The sequence below is a fragment of the Bradyrhizobium canariense genome, from assembly GCF_900105125.1.
GTDB lineage: Bacteria > Pseudomonadota > Alphaproteobacteria > Rhizobiales > Xanthobacteraceae > Bradyrhizobium > Bradyrhizobium canariense_A.
This window is the reverse complement of sequence record NZ_LT629750.1, coordinates 4,941,243-4,958,405: the sequence shown is the minus strand read 5'-3', so window position 1 is coordinate 4,958,405 and position 17,163 is coordinate 4,941,243. Positions and strand designations below refer to the sequence as shown.

Annotated in this window: 11 protein-coding genes; 6 read left to right on the top strand and 5 right to left on the bottom strand. The window is 59.1% G+C overall.

What is annotated here, in order from left to right:
• Window positions 1–5 precede the first annotated feature (5 nt).
• Entirely contained in the window at window positions 6–4,133 is a 4,128-nt protein-coding gene (locus tag BLV09_RS23550) for an Eco57I restriction-modification methylase domain-containing protein (protein ID WP_146689087.1), read from the bottom strand.
• A 503-nt stretch (window positions 4,134–4,636) separates the two neighbouring features.
• A complete protein-coding gene (locus BLV09_RS23545; RefSeq protein WP_146689086.1) occupies window positions 4,637–5,467 on the bottom strand; it encodes a hypothetical protein in 831 nt (276 codons plus the stop codon).
• A gap of 134 nt (window positions 5,468–5,601) precedes the next feature.
• Between BLV09_RS23545 and BLV09_RS23540 the strand changes: the two genes are divergently transcribed.
• From BLV09_RS23540 to BLV09_RS23525, 4 genes are all read left to right on the top strand, one after another.
• On the top strand, window positions 5,602–6,438 hold the full coding sequence (locus BLV09_RS23540) for a hypothetical protein (protein WP_146689085.1): 837 nt from the start codon (window positions 5,602–5,604) through the stop codon (window positions 6,436–6,438).
• Window positions 6,439–6,740: 302 nt separating this feature from the next.
• A complete protein-coding gene (locus tag BLV09_RS23535; RefSeq protein WP_244548806.1) occupies window positions 6,741–7,868 on the top strand; it encodes a hypothetical protein in 1,128 nt (375 codons plus the stop codon).
• 695 nt (window positions 7,869–8,563) lie between these two features.
• Window positions 8,564–9,667, top strand: a complete 1,104-nt coding sequence (locus BLV09_RS23530; protein WP_100385826.1) for an IS5 family transposase — start codon at window positions 8,564–8,566, stop codon at window positions 9,665–9,667.
• Window positions 9,664–9,978, top strand: a complete 315-nt coding sequence (locus BLV09_RS23525) for a hypothetical protein (protein ID WP_100381136.1) — start codon at window positions 9,664–9,666, stop codon at window positions 9,976–9,978. The genes BLV09_RS23530 and BLV09_RS23525 overlap by 4 nt, the downstream gene beginning before the upstream one ends.
• Before the next feature lie 50 nt (window positions 9,979–10,028).
• Here the strand turns inward: BLV09_RS23525 and BLV09_RS23520 are convergent, their stop codons facing one another.
• Window positions 10,029–10,256, bottom strand: coding sequence for a hypothetical protein (locus BLV09_RS23520; protein WP_244548805.1), 228 nt, complete (start codon window positions 10,254–10,256; stop codon window positions 10,029–10,031).
• A gap of 1,503 nt (window positions 10,257–11,759) precedes the next feature.
• Here BLV09_RS23520 and BLV09_RS23510 point away from each other — a divergent pair.
• Window positions 11,760–11,963, top strand: a complete 204-nt coding sequence (locus tag BLV09_RS23510; protein ID WP_100384677.1) for a cold-shock protein — start codon at window positions 11,760–11,762, stop codon at window positions 11,961–11,963.
• A gap of 222 nt (window positions 11,964–12,185) precedes the next feature.
• On the opposite strand, the gene BLV09_RS23505 is transcribed toward BLV09_RS23510, so the two are convergent.
• Window positions 12,186–12,791 carry a tetratricopeptide repeat protein gene (locus tag BLV09_RS23505; protein ID WP_349536624.1) on the bottom strand — a complete coding sequence of 202 codons (606 nt, stop codon included), beginning with the start codon at window positions 12,789–12,791 and terminating at the stop codon, window positions 12,186–12,188.
• A gap of 7 nt (window positions 12,792–12,798) precedes the next feature.
• The gene (gene gspD, locus BLV09_RS23500) at window positions 12,799–15,153 is read right to left on the bottom strand and encodes a type II secretion system secretin GspD (RefSeq protein ID WP_433994442.1); all 2,355 of its coding nucleotides are present in this window, start codon (window positions 15,151–15,153) and stop codon (window positions 12,799–12,801) included.
• 330 nt (window positions 15,154–15,483) lie between these two features.
• On the opposite strand from gspD, the gene BLV09_RS23495 reads away from it, so the two are divergent.
• The gene (locus tag BLV09_RS23495; RefSeq protein ID WP_146689083.1) at window positions 15,484–17,163 is read left to right on the top strand and encodes a GspE/PulE family protein; all 1,680 of its coding nucleotides are present in this window, start codon (window positions 15,484–15,486) and stop codon (window positions 17,161–17,163) included.

Below are 17,163 nucleotides of genomic sequence, written 5' to 3'. Positions count from 1 at the left end.
ATCCCTTATTCGCCAAGTTCAATGCCTTTAGCGAGGCCGGTATCTGGCGCACTGTAACCCTGCGGCGTAAATGGCATGCGCGGTGGTGCCGTACGCCACATCAGCTCAACTTCATCGGCAGTCAGGCCATAGGCCTGATTTACCAAATCGGACAAGCGGCGCTCCGAAGCGAGCACCTTCAAACGCATGTTTCTCGCCGGTTCAACCGTAGTGGCATATTCGCGCTTCAGTTCCGCAAGCTGAGCAACAGACAGCTTCCGCTTTTTCGGTATGAAGTCCCGAACGGCGCTTAAAAAGCGATCCGCATCGAGCAACGAAGCCGACAGCAGCGCTGGCTTCAATCCTTTCAGCTCAAACTCGAGCCTGAGCCACTCAGCCAAATTGTGGTCCGCGACCTGGTACTGCTCCACCAGAGTGGATGAACGTGCGACAAGGGTGCCGACCTCTTCCCGCGCAGCTTCATCCAGTGGCGCGACAGGATAGGATTCCATGAAGGACGTAAAGAACCGCAAGGCTTCGTCTTTGCCATGCTGGGCTTTCCTCCAAGCGTACCACCAGCCGATCGGCGCATTGAGCGATGCTGCGACATCGGGTGCAGCGGATGGCAGAAAATAGCAGGTGTTGTTCGTAAAGCGTCCACGTGTGTCTACGAGGAACGACGGCGTCCACGCTATATCAACGTATAGCGTCTTCGGAGCATCAAACAACGCGTAGTAGGCACAGGGCCGCAATTCCCACCAATACCGGCCTTGATCTTCACGGTGGCGCAGCCCTTTTGGGCGACCGCCTCGGGGGTCGGGAATCTCTTCGAAAACCTTGAAATGGCGGTACAGCGCGGGATATGTCGCCTCAAAAATCCGTTCCGCTGATGGTTCGTCGGGCGCGCTCGCCCAGGGCCAGGGATGATCGCTGCTCGATTTCATCACGATCATGAAGAGACCGGTATCCGGGCAAGACCAACGCGAGATGTCTTGGCCGCGTAAGTACGGCCGGAACAGGCTGGCGGACTCTGGGGCTGCGCTGATAAGTCGGTCACGCGTGGGCGCATCAACGATAAAGGCTTCGTTGTAACCGGTCTTGATACCGTAGAGAGGATCGGCGCCTATGACTGCCTTCAGTGGCTGCCCGCGCTCCCGGACTTTGTTCAGCAGCGCAATGCCTTCGGGCCGGTCGAGGACCCACGTGTCGCGCGTGAAGTGAAGCCGCGGCAGAAGGAAATTGTACGCAGGGTTTGCGACGGCTTGCTCAAGGTTTTTGTCCGGGACGTCGTCACGCGGCATCGAACACACCACGGTGTTCTCCGGTGGCAAGGCTTCAGTCGGCTTTTGGAGGACGAGTACCGAAGGGAATACGTCGGCATCGGGAAAGAATTTCTTGGCGTGGCCAAAATCTGCAACGAATTCGACCCAAGCCTTTGTTTCAAACATTGTGCGCAGCCGTTCCGCATAATCGGCACGCATCCATTTGTTCGTCACGACATACGACAGCCGCCCGCCGGGCTTAAGAAGCTTCAGGCCTTGTTCGTAGAAGTAAACGTACAGGTCAGCTTGGCCGGCAAAGGTCTCGTAAAATTTTTCGAGAGCGGCCTTATATGGGCGGATTAGCTCTTGCCTTACATACGGTGGGTTGCCGATCACCGCGTGAAAGCCACCCCGGAGATCCAGGCTCTCCCATTGTGTCCAGACACCAGGAAACGCGACTTGCCAGTTGTGAAAGGCTTCCTTGAGCACCAGGGCCCGCGCGCGCAACAAAATGCCCGCAAACCGGCTTGCATTGGCCTTCCCCGAGCCGGGAATCTGATCAAGCACGTCTCTTGATTGAGCAGTTCCGCCATTTTCCAGCGGCGGACCAAGCGTGAGACGCCCGCGCGCAATGTCGAAGGGGTCTCCATACTGGCCATCAAGCCAGCTCTTTACGGATGTTTCGTCGGCCTTGTCGAGCTTCAGCCAGTCGAGCGCATAAAGCAGCTTCACGAAGCTGTTGAACGGGCGCGTCTCGCTTTCGATGCCATCAAACAGCGTCTTGGATTGATGCACTTCCGCAATATCAATGTCGTTCACGCGCTCCAGCTTCTGCATCGCGAGCGCTTGAGCCATGGCCTTTTGGATGGGCTCATTTATCAGAAGCTGACCACCCCAACCCGTAAGGTGATCCATCGCCTCCCTTATCCAAAAACCGAACAAGGAGTTGCCGCAACGAAGATGATGGTCCAGAAATGAAAGCGGTGCGCCTACTGTGAAGGTATGAAGCCACAGAGCAACTTTCGCCAACTCTACGGCCATCGGATTCTTATCGACACCATAAATGCAGCGCTTGAGGATCGTTCGCCTCACAATGTGCCGGTCGTCGAGATGCTCAACCACGAAGGGCCACTTATGAAGAGTTGCTTGACGGATGATATCGACGCGTGTCTGTTCGATGCTCGCGACGACCGGTGACCGATAAGGCTTGTCGCTCCAATCAACAATTAATTCGGCTTCTGCAATGGCAGCGAGAGCCTTGTCGGCGAGGTAGTCCACGAGGTTGACGAGGAAGTGGCCCGAACCCATCGCGGGATCGCAAATACGCAGTTCAAGAATTTGAAGGGCGGGATCAAAGCCCTGGAGAAGTGCAAGTCGGCTATCGACGGGCCGTTTGTCCTTTGCAAGCTTGGCCGCCTCCACCCTAAACGTCGCGAGACGCTCCTCAACAAACGGGCCGACTGTTTTTTCGATGATTAGTGAAACGAGGCTATCGGGCGTGTAGTAGCTGCCGGATTCATGGCGGGCCGTGTCGTCAGCGTCAACGACGACGGTGTTACTGGTCGGATCGTATCGAAGCCCGTATTCGAGGGTGCGTTCGTAGATTGTGCCGAGCTGCTGAACACCGAGATCACGGTAGTTGATATAGCGAAATACTCCGGGCGCTTCTTCCCGGTGCGAAAGCTTGAAGATCAGATGCGCGATAACGGCGTCAGGAAGTTCAATCTGGGCAAGGAGCGAAGCACTGTCGCGGGCAAACAGTCCGCCGTTATAGGGCGGTATACCTAGTGCATCGTCGCCTTCCGAGATTGCCCTGAATACGGCTGTCAGTTTAGGCCAGAACGTGGCAATGGTGGAAGAAAAGACCAGCCCCTTGGCCAAGCGGTCGGCAATCTCCCCGCGCATGGTCGTAAGCGAATAGGACTTATAAGGTTCTTGCCTGTCCGGGAGAAGTTCACGGTCTTCCGCGTACACGACGAAAAGAAGCCGATAGAGAAGTATGAGAGAACTCTGGCGTACGCTTTCAAGATAGGGCGCGTCGACTTCCGCCGGGCGATTAGGGTCGTGACGATGGATGGCAGCGACGAGGCCCGGATACAGGTCGTGAAAGACGAGATGGGAAAGATCACGAGTGACTCTGGCTTCCCAATTCTTGCCTTCGTCCCGCGCCAGGTCATGGAAGGTGCGCGCGCCGTCAACCGGGAGAAATGCTTGCTTGCGAAACATCAACGCAAACAGCCGCAGACAATGAAGAGGTGTCAGGAGCGGATTAGCGCGTTCGACGAGGTCAAGCTCGTGGCCGGGTAGCTCGAGCGCTTTGCCTAGATCGATCTCGAAAAAATCCTCGGAGACCGAAAGCGCTCCTTGAAAATAGAGACGCCATTTGACGCCGTTGGTCAGAATTCCGAGACGCACCTTGCCGGAGGTCTGAATATCTACTCGGCTCAGGTATTGCAGCATTTGGTTGGAAGGCACGCCTTCTTCGTGCGCTTCGCTTTTGTCGGATCGGTCAAGAGCACGCGCCCAGCGCTTTGCCTCTACAACGGCCAATCCATGCTGATATCGTTTCCAATGATCTTTCTCCGCAACCGCGCCATTCCGGGCTTGCTGGTTTGCAAACAGCAGAGCGTCCGGGACCTGCTTGCGGCCTTTAGATGAAAGGATCTGTTGAACCTCGATATCATTCCAGCCAAGAAGCTCAAGGACGGGATAGATCAACGTCTTTTCAGTTTGTGCCTCGTTCGGGCGGTGAATCGCCAGCAAGTTTTGCACGCTTTTGAGCAGCTTCTCCTTCAAGTCGGTGACGGCGGCGTCAGGAAGCGCCAGCCATTCCTGGCAACGCGTGATGCCTTCGACGAGGTAATCGCGTGTGAAGAGGTTGCCGGCGATCAAGGATGAAGCCTTCGTGTCGATTATTGCCGCGTGCGAACCTGAAAAGTTGACAGTGGCTGCTTCAAGGGCATCGATACGATGATCCTGCGGCGCTTCGACACTAAGGCCGCCTGCTTCAGGCTAACGTAACGCTACCCCCTGAATCGACACTTCGGCGACCGGCGGGAAAGTGAATTCATAGTGCCGCCACCGCATTGATTTCTCAAGTGATTTCTATTGTTAGAAGCAGCGTTCCCCAAGAAATCAATCGACATGATGGCGACTGACCGGCAAATCCTCCCTAGGCTGGTATCGGCGGAAAAAAATCCCGCCAAAACCTCACGACGACCTTGATCATATGGGGGGCAGGCAGCCAACGAGATCGCCCGCAGACTTACCAAGATCAAAGACGAGATAGCCTTGGCCGTTCGAGCCGTCTGGCAACGAGCCGCTACCAGATCGGCCCGTTCCAAGCTCCCCTGTCGACCCCCGCCTTCGGTTGATCGACGCAAAGGGCAGCGCGACTATCCTTCCTCACCGTGCCAAGCGCTGGTATCCACCTTCATTTGGGTTTCGTCCTGGAGGAGCTTCAGCGGGGCCGAGACGGAAGCCTCTGCCGTGCAAGTGAAGGGGAAGTTCTCGTCAATGGCGGCCGCGTCCGACCTCGACCCATAGTGGAGCGTCACATCGACGCTTCCCGTGATCTCATAGCGAATCGCTTCGGCGTCGATACCTAACACGTGCATTTCGTCGGTCAAAACGCCGCCAGTCTCGTAGCGTCCCGCAATCAAATCGAGGCTGTCGATGGTTTCATTGATGAATGCGCCGATCGCTTCGTCGTGTAGATGCGTCTCGATGCGGCTGATGATCTCAGATCGGACATCCTGTGTCACATCGAAAATCTCGAGCAGGGCGTCGATCGTTTCGTTCGCGAAGCTCTCGATCTCAGCCGGATCGATAATAACCGTGTCGGGACGTAAATGGGTGCGTTTGTTCAATGCCTTGAACGCCGGACCGATGTCCGCGTGGAATTCCTTCGGATCGAGGTTCAGTTCGCTCTTCAAGAAGGAATCCGTCAGGCCGCCCCGGCTCGCGTAAAGCGCCCGTTGGCGCCGGGTGGGACCGTCCACGTCCGGGTTTTGCTTGTACCAGGCGCATCTCTTGATCGCCTCGTTATCCGGCGCTAGTCGCTCCAGCAAGTACTGGCTTAGCTCGCGCATGCTCACCGAGAAATGCTGAACCCGTGTGGCTATGTTCTCCTGAGTCAGCGCCGCAAGCGCGCCCCGCAGGAGATATCTAGAAAAATCATCGGGGAGGCTAGCTTCGAGCCGTCCCACCGATCCATCGTCCGGCATGCATACCCCTCGCGCTAACTGAGACGATTCACTATACGGGGCACGAGCCGCTGCGCCACGAGAGAAAATCGATTCGATGCGGGTGCGAAGGCGGTTGAACCGGACCTGCGCGTGACGCGGTGGGAGGCCTTTCGATGGACTGGTACTGGCGCATGCGAATGGGGTTTCCTCCACGCTCGGAAGATCGCGAGGCATTGCGCCGCATCGCACCGGAGCTATTTGGCCGGGATTGGGAAATCACTGTAGAGCCAACCAGCGATCAGCATCCGATTTGGGGAAGGCCATTTCAGAGGGAGATCAGGCTGTGGCTGGGGACGTTGGACGATCGACCGACCGTCACCGTCCATGAGGGGGCATGCCCGCAATATGACTGCCCTTTGAGACTTGGGAGAAGGTCCGGGCAGATTATGGGTGGCCAAACTTCCGGGGACGACGCTCATCCCGGCGGCGAGGTCGTCCTTGAACTCATGACCGTAGCGGGCGGTTGGAGCGCCAAAGCGAAGACATTCTTCGACATGGCTCGCAAGGTTCACGGTGGGAAGGGGCCAGTTAAGAATCTGCTCGTGACAGATCCCTACATCTATAGCGACAAGAGCGAGGAAAACACGACCGGCGGTATCGACAACTTTCTGCAGTACCTCGACTGTCTCGACATTTCGCAATCGGAGATCGCGATCTACCAACCGCCATACGCCAAGGGCAAAAAGGGGACGTCAGGCGCTTTGTGGCGAAGGGCCGTCGAGCAGCACGGCAAGACGCAAGGCTATGGCGTGCGCTTTGGATTTTTTCGGACGATTACAGAGACGCGTTTTCATGATCGGTTCTATCTGGCACGCCATCGGGATGGTTCTGTCTCTGGCTTGTTTGGGCCGTCGATGAACGGCTTGAACGACAAGAGCTTCGTTTTAGTCGGAGAGCTTGAAGAGCTGACGTTGAAGCGCCTGCGCCATTGCCTGGATGGCTGGGCGTGAGTCAGCGCGCAGTGTCTGCTGACGGGCGTCGACACAAGGGGTGTTCATCAGGTTCGCCCCGACCGCGAGCGGGCTAGGCGGATCTGATTGCTACAAGTGCTTGGGATCGGCGGTTGAAGATGGTGGACGCGGAGCTGATAAGCGTACTTGAGACTCTGTGGCGTGTCCCGCCTCCCGGGCCGGAAAATCTGTTCTCCGCACCGGGGTTCGTTTCGTTGGCTGATATATGTGAGGCCCGGTACGGTAGCGGGAAGGCAAAGTTCGCGCTGAGCACAGCGTTGCGGTCTTTGGGACTTCCTTGCTTGTTTCCGGCCGAAATGCTCGGACAGGCGGTTGAACCGAGGATAGCAGCGGAAGCGATTGATCGTGCGTTTGCGCGGAGAACTACTTTGCGTCGGCATATGTGTCCGCTCGACCTTGCAGATAAGTTGCCGCAGTTAATGTTCGGTCGTGCACGTGTAGGCTCATTCAGCGCGGCGGAACTTGAAGCGATGTTCGATGCGCCGAGGTTGGCACGCAACTTTCCGGACAAGCCGCTGGAGACGAGGCGCTTCGCACAGTTTCAATGGTTGGTCGTCGAAGAGGAGGTCAATGTTGACCCGCGACCGGAGGCTCGCTCGATACCGGCGCTCTTCATGGACATGAGCCGAGATATCGGCGAGATCGAGCCGCACCTCGGCCGGTTTCCGCCGGCCGTCGAGGCGGCTCTATTTTTTCTGCTGCTGGCGCCATGGGAGCAGTGGTCGACTATGCCGGAGGTCGATTGGCGAGGGTTCAGGGTGCCATGGATTTACACGGTGGATGATGACCTCTTGGTCCGTCCTGATCCCACGCCGAGCGTGGATAGCCTCACGCTTGAGCCGTGGATCGTTGAAGATGGATCTGGTCAGGAGATCGAGCTGGAGCGCCCGACGACGCTACCGCTCGGCGGTGCGGCTGAGGTGGGGCTGGTGCGTTTTACGGACATCGCCTGGAACGAGCTACAAGCGGCTCAGGCTACTACTCTTTTTGAAACTCCAATCGTACACTTCCTCGTCCGTGCCTTTCTCGCAGACGGCATGGATGAGGTAATGGCGCACATGACTGCCATCGAAGCTGCGCTCGGGTTAGAGATGGACCATAAGAAGTGGATGAGACAGAAGCCCGACCCGCATAGAAAGGTGTCGCCGAGAGATCGAGTTGCCGCGCGGATAGCTGCTTTGCTGAACGATACCGCCAGGGCGCGGTGCTATATAGACCTGTTCGAGCTGCGAAGCGGCTTCGTTCATGGCCGCGCGGGTTTGCAGAGGGTGTCGACACCCTCGCGCGTGAGCGCGCGCAGCCTCGCGAGTGACGTCGCACGTGCTTTGGTGAATATGGCGGTGCAGCCTGTCGGTACCCGCGCCGTGGTTCTGAACAATCTCCTAGACAAGGGTGTTAGGTCCCTTTGACTGCCTTCGAAGAACTATCGCGAATGATGATTTGGTATTTGGAGCGACAGGTCGAAAGAATAATGGTGCTTGTGCGCTAGGAATATTTCCAACCATCCCCAACCTTCCGTCGAACGTTTGCGCCCATACTCCAGCCCATATTTGCGTGAAGATTGCTCGCGAATTGGAGCGAACGCGCGAGAGGTCCGGCGCACAGTTCGTGCCTTTGGTATAAGTGTTTCTTGAACATCGGCGAACGTGTGCAACCGACGGTGATATATACTGCTTTGGACACTCTCTCCGCCAGTAGGATGTTCTCCCTTGTTCGCCACTGTTCGATCGTCACCGATCGCGCGCCAGCTTTCACTTTCCCGGTTCGCTCGATCAGCAGGACTGCCCTCGTTGAGGATTCGGGGATTTGTGGACAATGGGGCGGGGATGCGGCTCACAAACCGAGCTGCACCCCCTAATCGCGCGTTCTGGGTTGTGGGATGGCCTGGGGTGGCCTCGCGCGACCTGCGTTGAGGATAGAACCGCAACGAGCCGCCGCAATCGCGATCGCGTATTAAGCTTGATGTCGCTGTCGCAGGTTAATTCTGGAACCGGGTTCATCTCACGGCGTGTTCACGCGTCCCTCTAACAGGCTGTTGAAGAAGTCTCTGGCGAAGCGTTTTGGATCGTGATTCCCTAGGACAGGATTTTGCTGAGGTGACGCGATGCGGGGAAGTGACGAAGGGTCTGGCTCGCTTTTCAGTTATGTGGACCTGGAGGCTCGGGTTCGCGCCGACCACCCGCTCCGGGTGATTAGGGACTTGGCGAATGCGGCGCTGGGCGATCTTTCTGGGGAGTTCGGCAAGCTCTACACGGACTTCGGCCGCCCCTCGATTGCACCGGAGAAGTTGCTTCGGGCGATGCTCCTGCAGGCGTTCTATGGGGTTCGCTCGGAACGGCACCTGATGGAGCGGATGGAGTTCGATCTTCTGTTCCGCTGGTTCGTTGGGCTTGGGGTGGACGATGCGGTCTGGGACCATTCGACCTTCTCGAAGAACCGCGATCGGCTGCTTGAGGGCGAGATTGCGGCCAAGTTCCTGAGCGCGCTTTTGGCGCAGCCGAAGGTCAAGCGTCTGCTATCGAGCGATCACTTCTCGGTGGACGGTACTCTGATTGAAGCTTGGGCTTCGATCAAGAGCTTCCGACGGAAGGATGGCAGCGACAAAGATCAGGACGGTCCGGGACGCAATGCCGAGCGTAGCTTCCACAAGGAAAAGCGATCCAACGAGACCCATGCGAGCACGACCGATCCTGAAGCGCGGCTTTACAAGAAGGGAGACGGCCAGCCGGCCAAGCTGAGCTATATGGGCCATGCGCTGATGGAGAACCGCAATGGTTTAGCGGTTTTGGGTGAAGTGAGCCAAGCGACAGGCACCGCCGAACGGGAGATTGCGCTTGCCATGATCGACAAGCGCGGTGGCGCCAAGCGGATCACGGTGGGGGCGGATAAGGCCTATGACGTCACGCCGTTCGTGCACGACCTGAGATATAGATCGGTTACGCCGCATATCGCGATCGACGGACATCTGAGTAAGACCGGCAAGCGGCGCAAGACGGCGATCGACGCGCGTACCACACGTCACAGCGGCTATGACATCAGCCAGCGTTGCCGCAAACGCATCGAAGAAGTCTTCGGCTGGATCAAGAGTTCCGCTGGTCTGGCCAAGGTCAAGCTACGAGGCCGCGACCGGGTGGATGCCGTCTTCGTCCTGGCGCTTGCGGCCTATAATCTGATCCGGCTGCCCAAGCTTCTGGCGGCACCGGCATGAGCATCCGGGGCAGATGGCGGGTCGTCGAGACACCAGGCTACGACATGGCCGTGGCCGGCGCCTACATCCTGTTCGATGAGGACGGCGGCGAGTTCGCCTTCGATTGCCTCACGGGCTCCATTCATGGACCCTGTGACGGCGATGCCGTCCAGTTCGGCTGGCAGGGAAACGACGAAATGGAGCCTGCCAATGGTGACGGTTGGGCCGAACTGCGGGATGACGGCTCACTCGAAGGTGAAATCTGCCTCCTCAATGGCGACGACATCCCGTTCATCGCACGTCGTTCAAAGACTTCTTCAACGGCCTGCTAAGCTTCCGCTTTCCCCAATGATGGTCTTTGCGATCCGGATTGAACACCCGCTTAACGCGGTGGGTTCGGCGCCCGCATCACGCCTATCCGCGCGAACACGGTGGGGCCACCGCGATCCGCAACGAGCATCAGCGCCTCGATCGCAGCTTGCCGCTCGGGGAGCGCGGCCTCTTTCTTCGGAAGGCCAGTGGCGTATGTCGCCGCATCGCGCAGTGTACGAAGTTGCCTGCGATCCGGCAGGGCGATCGGATCATCGAATTCGCGCGACCCGCCCTTCATGTCGATATTTCAACAGAGGCTGAGCTCGATGCCGCCCTGCGAGGTCGGCCGGGTTAGCAAAGAAACGCCCCGTCCGGTACGGACGCCGGACGGGGCAAAGTACAAGAGGAACCGCAACGCCACGCGAGTAGCGCTGGGTCGGGCGAACGATAAGACCGTTTCCTTACATGGAGCTTACGGCTAGCCGATCGGAGCGCCGCGTGACCACCTAATGACGTGTGCCCCGCTTGATGGCCGGTCCAGGTGGTTCCCGCAGAGGCGGCCGGAGTCCTCGCAGAGGCGCATGTCATCGTGTCGCAGGAACTTCCCGATATGAGTAAAGTTTAATCAGCCACGTTTGGGCGAAGGCCGCACATAGCGCTTTTTCAGACACTTGGTGGTATGCGATGACCTATTCTGACCTCGACGATTGTCCCAGTTGTCGTCAACCGTTCGTAATACTAGCAGTGAAATTCAAGTGGTCGGGCGTTCAGATGATTACCGCCTGTCCGAATTGCGCGCTTATTCCTGAAGACCTTGAGTCTCAGTGGTGGTTTGAAAGCTGGATCGATTATCCCATTCACACCCCGGCTTCCGCGTCGGCGTAGGGGAAGCGACCAGCGTTGCATTTCATCAATGGCGAATCCTGATGATCGGGATCTCGGCGGCGGGTGAGGGCGGACATCCCGAGATCAAAGCGTGGGTCAACGACCGCGCAAATCACTCCACCGGTTCCGGTTCGGAACAGCTCCGGCTCGCTCCTCATTGGGGATGTTAAAAAGTATCAGTAATAGCCGCGGCGAGGGCGATCGTAATAATAATTCTGTGGTCGGTTCTGATACCGGAGGGGCACCGTGCCAGTCGGATAGCAACGACCATCTCGGATATCGACGTCCGCGCCATCGCCGCACGGCACTGGCCGTCTACCGTAGTAGTAACCTCGACGCGCAGCCTGATATTGGGGTGGTATTACTCCGTTTGGGAAGCAGCGTCCGTAAATGTCGACATCGTATCCGTCTCCGCACTGCTGAACCTGGATAAGTGGGGCTGTGTTGCTCGGTAAAGGCGCGGCAAGTTGCAGGGCTATTACGGCAGCAGATACGAGCATTGCGGTCTCCTTCAGCCGGCCAACGGTTTTGCAGGTCTGAAAGTTCCTGCCCCTCGCACGGAGGATGGATTTTCACGTCCCCGGCGGTCGCTGACCCTGACACCGGATCCCGCAATTGTTGGCGATCGAGGCCTGCTCGACAGCGACCATCTGACCTTTCATCTGAGCAACTCGGCTGCCATCTGCTTGTCCCCGCCGACCAGGAACGCGGCCGGCCAGAAGATGATCACGGCCGCGGTGGTCGCGACGGCGTTCCGGGGCTCACGCTAGGCGGCGGAAGCGGTAACTATTCGTTAACCTTCTGGGCAAACAGGCGTCGCTGCATCCTAACAGCGACGGCTTTTTGCCACCGAGTTGCCACCAGTTTGTCTGACGAATCACGTTCACTTGATCAGTTTTCTGGAGGAGATACCGAAGTGGCGACAGGTACTGTGAAGTGGTTCAACGCGACCAAGGGTTATGGATTTATTCAACCTGACAAAGGCGGCAAAGATGTCTTCGTGCACATCTCGGCCGTGGAAAGAGCCGGCCTGAGCAGCCTTAACGAGGGTGCCAAGGTGAGCTTCGAAGAGATGGAGAATCGCGGAAAAACATCCGCGGAAAATCTAAGAGTTGGCTGAGAGCGATAGTTCTGCGTTGGCCCGCCGGTCCAAGCCGGCGGGCTTTCACAGGCGGTCTTACTTCGCAGTCTTCGGCACCATCCGCCCGTCTTTTACGACGTGGGTGACCGTATAGGCGCGCCGCTTTTCTGCGCTCAGTCGCGTGACAAAGCGTTCGCCGCTCCACCCGAATGCGGCGGTCGACAATCGATCCTTTTGCCAGCCCAAAACAGCCGGCTAAAGCTATTCGGGATGGTGGCGGGACTTCCACGAACCACGCTCCGCCCGCAGCGACGGGTCGAAGCTGATCGCAGTCCAGTTCAGCGCGAGCCGCTGCCCTTCGGCGATTTCATCCTTCGACATTTTCGACGCGACGGCATCGCGAAACCGCGCAAAGGTTTCCTGCTCGTGGCCTTGCGTTCGCGCGGCGGCGAGGTTGAGCCATTTGTAGGCGAGGACGAAATCCACCGGCACCCCGTGTCCCTTGTCGTACATCAATCCGAGCATGGCCTGCGCGAAGGGATTTCCCTGAACGGCGCCCCGGGCGTAGAAATCGGCGGCGGCATCATTGTCCTGCGGTTCGCCAAAACCGTGCTCGTAGAGGAAGCCAAGCAAGCCGAGTGCCTTGGCGTTTCCGTGCTGCGCCAAGGGTGACAGTTCCTGGGCCGCGCGAACGTAGTCGCCGCGGGAATAGGCCGCGGTGCCCCGCGCCAGCGCGTCGGCATGCGCGATCGGCGCCGCACCGATGGCGATCAGGACAATGACGGGTACGGACGAGAGGCATCGACGCACGGCCTTGGCGATAACAGCGCCGCGAACGCGCATAACCACGTGGAATGGAATCGGCATTCGTGCGTCAGTGGACACTGGTGGTCTTTGCCTGATTTGTCGCCGTCGTCGCGATATCACCGCGCAGCTTGGATCTGAGTTCCTCGGCGACAATATGCGCGTCGGAGCCGTTGCGGATGATTTGCGGACGGATGAAGATGATCAATTCGGTGCGGGTCGTCGCGTTGTCCTGGTGCCCGAACGCGTCGCCGAGAGCGGGAATCTGATCGAGTACCGGAATCCCGCTGCGGGTGCCGTTCTGCTGCTCGCTGATCAATCCAGCCAGCAGCACCGTCTGGCCGGTCGCTACCAGGATCGAGCTCTTGACCTTTCGTTCCGACACGGTCGGCGTCAGGCTGTTGGAGCTGGTCGTCGGCACGCTGCTGATTTCCTGCTCGACGTCGAGTCGGACATCGCCGTTGACGCTGATGCGCGGAGACACCCGAAGGATAACGCCGGTGTTGCGATAATCGATGGTGTTCACGACGGTGTTGCTTGTCGTCAGCACTGTGGCGCTGCCGGTGGAAACCGGCACGGAGTCGCCGACCTGCAGCGTCGCCACCTGGTTGTTGATAACGACGAGAGATGGATTGGACAGCACCTTGACGCTGGTGACAGAGTGCAGCGCGTCGAGAATGGCGCTCGGCTGCGTTGCGGAGCCGACCATAAAATTAAATCCGGGAAACGCTTGATTGATGAAGGCGTTGGTAACCGATCCCGCGACCGAAACCGCTCCCGTGGTCGGATCGGTGGTGGTGGCCGGCGCCGTCGTCGCCTGGGTATTGAGGATGGAGCCCGTGTTCGGTTTCAGTCCGATATTCTGGCTGGTGAGGTAGCTCTGGACGCCATAGCTCAGCTCGTTGGTCAGCGTCACCTCGGCGATCGTCGCATCGATCGCGACCTGAAGCTGCGGTTTGTCGACCTGCAACAGGGTGGCCTCGATAATGCGATAATTGGCTTGATCGGCGTAGATCAGCAGCGAATTGTTGACGGTGTCGGGCGTGATCCGCACATCCCCCTGCAGCACCGGCTGGCCGCTGCCGGAGCCCGAGCCGTGGCCGCTGTCGAGTGCGCCGGCTCCGCCTCCATTCCCGCTCCCGCCTCTATTCGCGCCACCGGCTTGCGGGCCAAAGCCTGTCGTGGTTCCAGTTCCGCCGGAAGCCCCGAAGCCGTTCGTCGTCGATGAAGCATTGCCATTCATCGACAGGCGGTCGCCGCTCGATGACGAGGAGGTGCCGGATCCCGGTGCGACCTGGTTGTCGGGGCTGTCCAGCAGGCTGGTGGACGAGCCGCCGATGAACATGTCGGTCAGCACCCGCGCGATCTGGCGCGCATCGCCATATTTCACCTGGTAGACGTGAACGCTGGTTCGTTCGGTGTCGGCTTGATCGAGCCGCTTGATCCAGGTTGCCGCCGTGCGCAGCATCTCCGGTTTTTTGCTCACGACCATGATGGCGTTGAGACGGGCGATTGGCTGAAACTTGATGATGTTCTGGCTGAGACCGTTTTCGCCGGAATCCACGATCTTTTCCAATTCCGTGATGATCGGAGCCGGCGGTCCGCTCGAAACCGGGAAAATGCCGACCGATTGACCACGCATCCAGTCGACGTCGAAGCTCAGCGCGGTGTCCACGGCGGAGCGGCGTTCCGCGCCGCTGCCTTGAATCAGCAGGAGGTTTCGCGTCACATCGGCGCGAACCGTGCCAGCCTTGGTGGCAAAGCTGTCCATCAGCTTCAGTAGCGTTTGTGCCGACACATATTGCAGCGGCACCACGGACACGCCGAACCCGGGTTCGGGGCTGGCGCCGGCGGCATCGACGTGCCCGGCACCGACGGCATCGCCGAGCGGTGTCAGGCGATAGCCTGCGGTATCGCGGATCAGCACAACGCCGCTCAACCGCAAGGCATTTTCCAGCACGAAGACGATGTCTGATTTCGCGACAGGCCGAACCGAGACCAGGCTGACGGTCCCCTGCACGCGCGGATCGATCGTGTAGCCGACACCGAGGATGTCGCCAAGCACCACTTTGGCGACGGTCGCGACCGGGGTGTTCTCAAAATTGAGATCGAAGCCGTTGCCGCTCGAAGTCGGTTGCGGCCGCTCGTCGGAGACGGCGGTCACTTCCGTGCCTTCGTACATCACCGGACGGCTGCTGCCGCCGTTTTGTCCGGATGTCGCGGTGCCCGCATTCACCGGCTGCGGCTGATGCGGCAGCAGGTCCAGCGAACGCACCTTGTCCATAACGTCAAGTTGGGATCCGTCATTGGACCCGACAGTTGCCGAATTGCACGAGGCCAACAGACCCATCGACAGTAAAATAAAGACAGCGCGAGCGCTGCGACCGATCGTTCGGTACCGGCCCAGCTTGCCGACGCGTACCATAATCCCCGCCATTCCGACTGTATGTACTGTATGTTCGGCCTCATAGATCGCGTGACGATCCATTCTTGCCGGCGGGCATACTTAGCGATGGATCATGACAGAAATAATTGTTGGCGCCGGTCGCGGTCCAATCATTTCACGGCGTTGATTTCAGAGCACACCGCGCTGCAATTTTCGGTGAATGCCGGCGTTCAAAATTGTTTTGAGCGGTGCGCAAGTCGTGCGCTTCGTACAGGTGTCACACTTCAGATCAATAACTGAGGCGACGGCCGGACGACGATCCGTGGTCCGCCGACCGACCCCACGAAAACGGCGCGAACGGAAAGACGAATGGCCAGTGACGTGTCCTTGCAGTTCGTGGAATATCTGCGTCAAAGCAAACATTTGACGATGGTTGAGGGACTTGACGATGCTGTCGGGCCGGGCGTCTCCGATCGCCGTCGAGCCAAGCTTTGGGAGCTCACAGATTTATCGGCCGGCGAGTTCGCGGATGAAGCCGCACGCTTCTATGCACTCGAGCGCGTCACGCTGCAGGACATGATATCGGCGCCGTCGCTGGCGGCTTTGTTCTCGCAACGTTTCTTGCGCGAGATGATGGTTTTTCCGTATCGATCTTCTGACGGCAGCGCCACGCTCGCAGTCGCGGACCCGACCGATGTCGCGGCGCAGCGCGCAACGCAGATCGTGCTTGGCGCCGGTGTCGTGATCAGGATCGCAACATCAGAAGACCTCGCGGTCGTTCTCAACCAGCGCCTGGGCGAAGACGATGTCGATCCGGCCGGAGGCTCGGCATCGCAACCGCGGGAAGACGACATCGAAAGCCTGCGGGACCTCGCCAGCGGCGCACCTGTCGTGCGTGCCGTCAACGATCTGCTCGAAAAAGCGGTTGAGCTGCGCGCCAGCGACATTCACATCGAACCATTTCCCAGCGGGCTGGTGGTGCGTATGCGTATCGATGGTCTGCTGCGGCCGGTGACGGCGCCGGCCGGCGTGCTGCCGCAAGCCGTGATTTCCCGCATCAAGATCGTCGCCAACCTCAACATAGCAGAGCGCCGTTTGCCGCAGGATGGCGCCGCGCGGTTGCGGACGGGGCGCGCCGACGTTGATATCCGTGTCGCGATCATGCCGACCCAGCACGGGGAATCCGCTGTTATCCGCATCCTGCCAAAGGACCGCGGGCTGCTCGTCGTCGAAAAACTCGGATTTTCGTCATCCGACGATGCCACGCTGCGACGGCTGATGAAGCTGCCTCACGGCATGATCGTCATCACCGGCCCGACCGGCAGCGGCAAGACCACGACGCTCGCGACCATCCTGTCGATCCTCAATGAACCGGTCCGTAAAATCCTGACCATCGAGGATCCGGTCGAATATGAAATCCCCGGGGTCAACCAATCGCAGGTCAAGCCGGCGATCGGGCTGACGTTTGCTGCGGCGCTGCGCTCGTTCGTCCGTCAGGACCCCGACGTCATCATGATCGGCGAGGTGCGCGATTCCGAGACCGCACATGTCGCCGTCCACGCCGCGCTCACCGGGCATCTGGTGCTGACGACATTACACACCGAAACCGCGGCTGCGGCGGTGCCCCGTCTGCTCGATCTCGGTGTCGAAGGTTATCTGCTGCGGTCGGTATTGCGCGCCGTGATCGCGCAGCGGCTAGTTCGCCAGCTCTGCGAGCGCTGCAAATCCCCGCGGGCGCTGACCAATGCCGATTTCGCCGAGGATCCGCGGCTCGCGACGCTCGGATTCCGGGCCGGGGAAGTGATTCAGGAACCGTGCGGCTGTGAACGTTGCGGCGGCACCGGCTATCGCGGCCGGCTCGGCGTCTTCGAACTCCTGGAACTGACCAGCGATATCCGCGAACTGATCTCGGAAAAGACCGACGGGCTGAAGATCGACGAGATGGCCATCCGCGCCGGAATGACGACGATGCTTGCCGATGGCATCGCGAAATGCCGCGCCGGCCTCACTTCGCCCGCCGAAATCCTCCGTGTCACAACCGTGCGGTGA

Excerpts from the sequence above, each read along its gene's own strand:
- BLV09_RS23505 (WP_349536624.1), bottom strand. The coding sequence starts at position 12,791 with ATGCCGATTCCATTCCACGTGGTTATGCGCGTTCGCGGCGCTGTTATC.
- BLV09_RS23545 (WP_146689086.1), bottom strand. The coding sequence starts at position 5,467 with ATGCCGGACGATGGATCGGTGGGACGGCTCGAAGCTAGCCTCCCCGAT.
- BLV09_RS23525 (WP_100381136.1), top strand. The coding sequence starts at position 9,664 with ATGAGCATCCGGGGCAGATGGCGGGTCGTCGAGACACCAGGCTACGAC.
- BLV09_RS23495 (WP_146689083.1), top strand. The coding sequence starts at position 15,484 with ATGGCCAGTGACGTGTCCTTGCAGTTCGTGGAATATCTGCGTCAAAGC.
- BLV09_RS23540 (WP_146689085.1), top strand. The coding sequence starts at position 5,602 with ATGGACTGGTACTGGCGCATGCGAATGGGGTTTCCTCCACGCTCGGAA.
- gspD (WP_433994442.1), bottom strand. The coding sequence starts at position 15,153 with ATGGTACGCGTCGGCAAGCTGGGCCGGTACCGAACGATCGGTCGCAGC.
- BLV09_RS23520 (WP_244548805.1), bottom strand. The coding sequence starts at position 10,256 with ATGAAGGGCGGGTCGCGCGAATTCGATGATCCGATCGCCCTGCCGGAT.
- BLV09_RS23530 (WP_100385826.1), top strand. The coding sequence starts at position 8,564 with ATGCGGGGAAGTGACGAAGGGTCTGGCTCGCTTTTCAGTTATGTGGAC.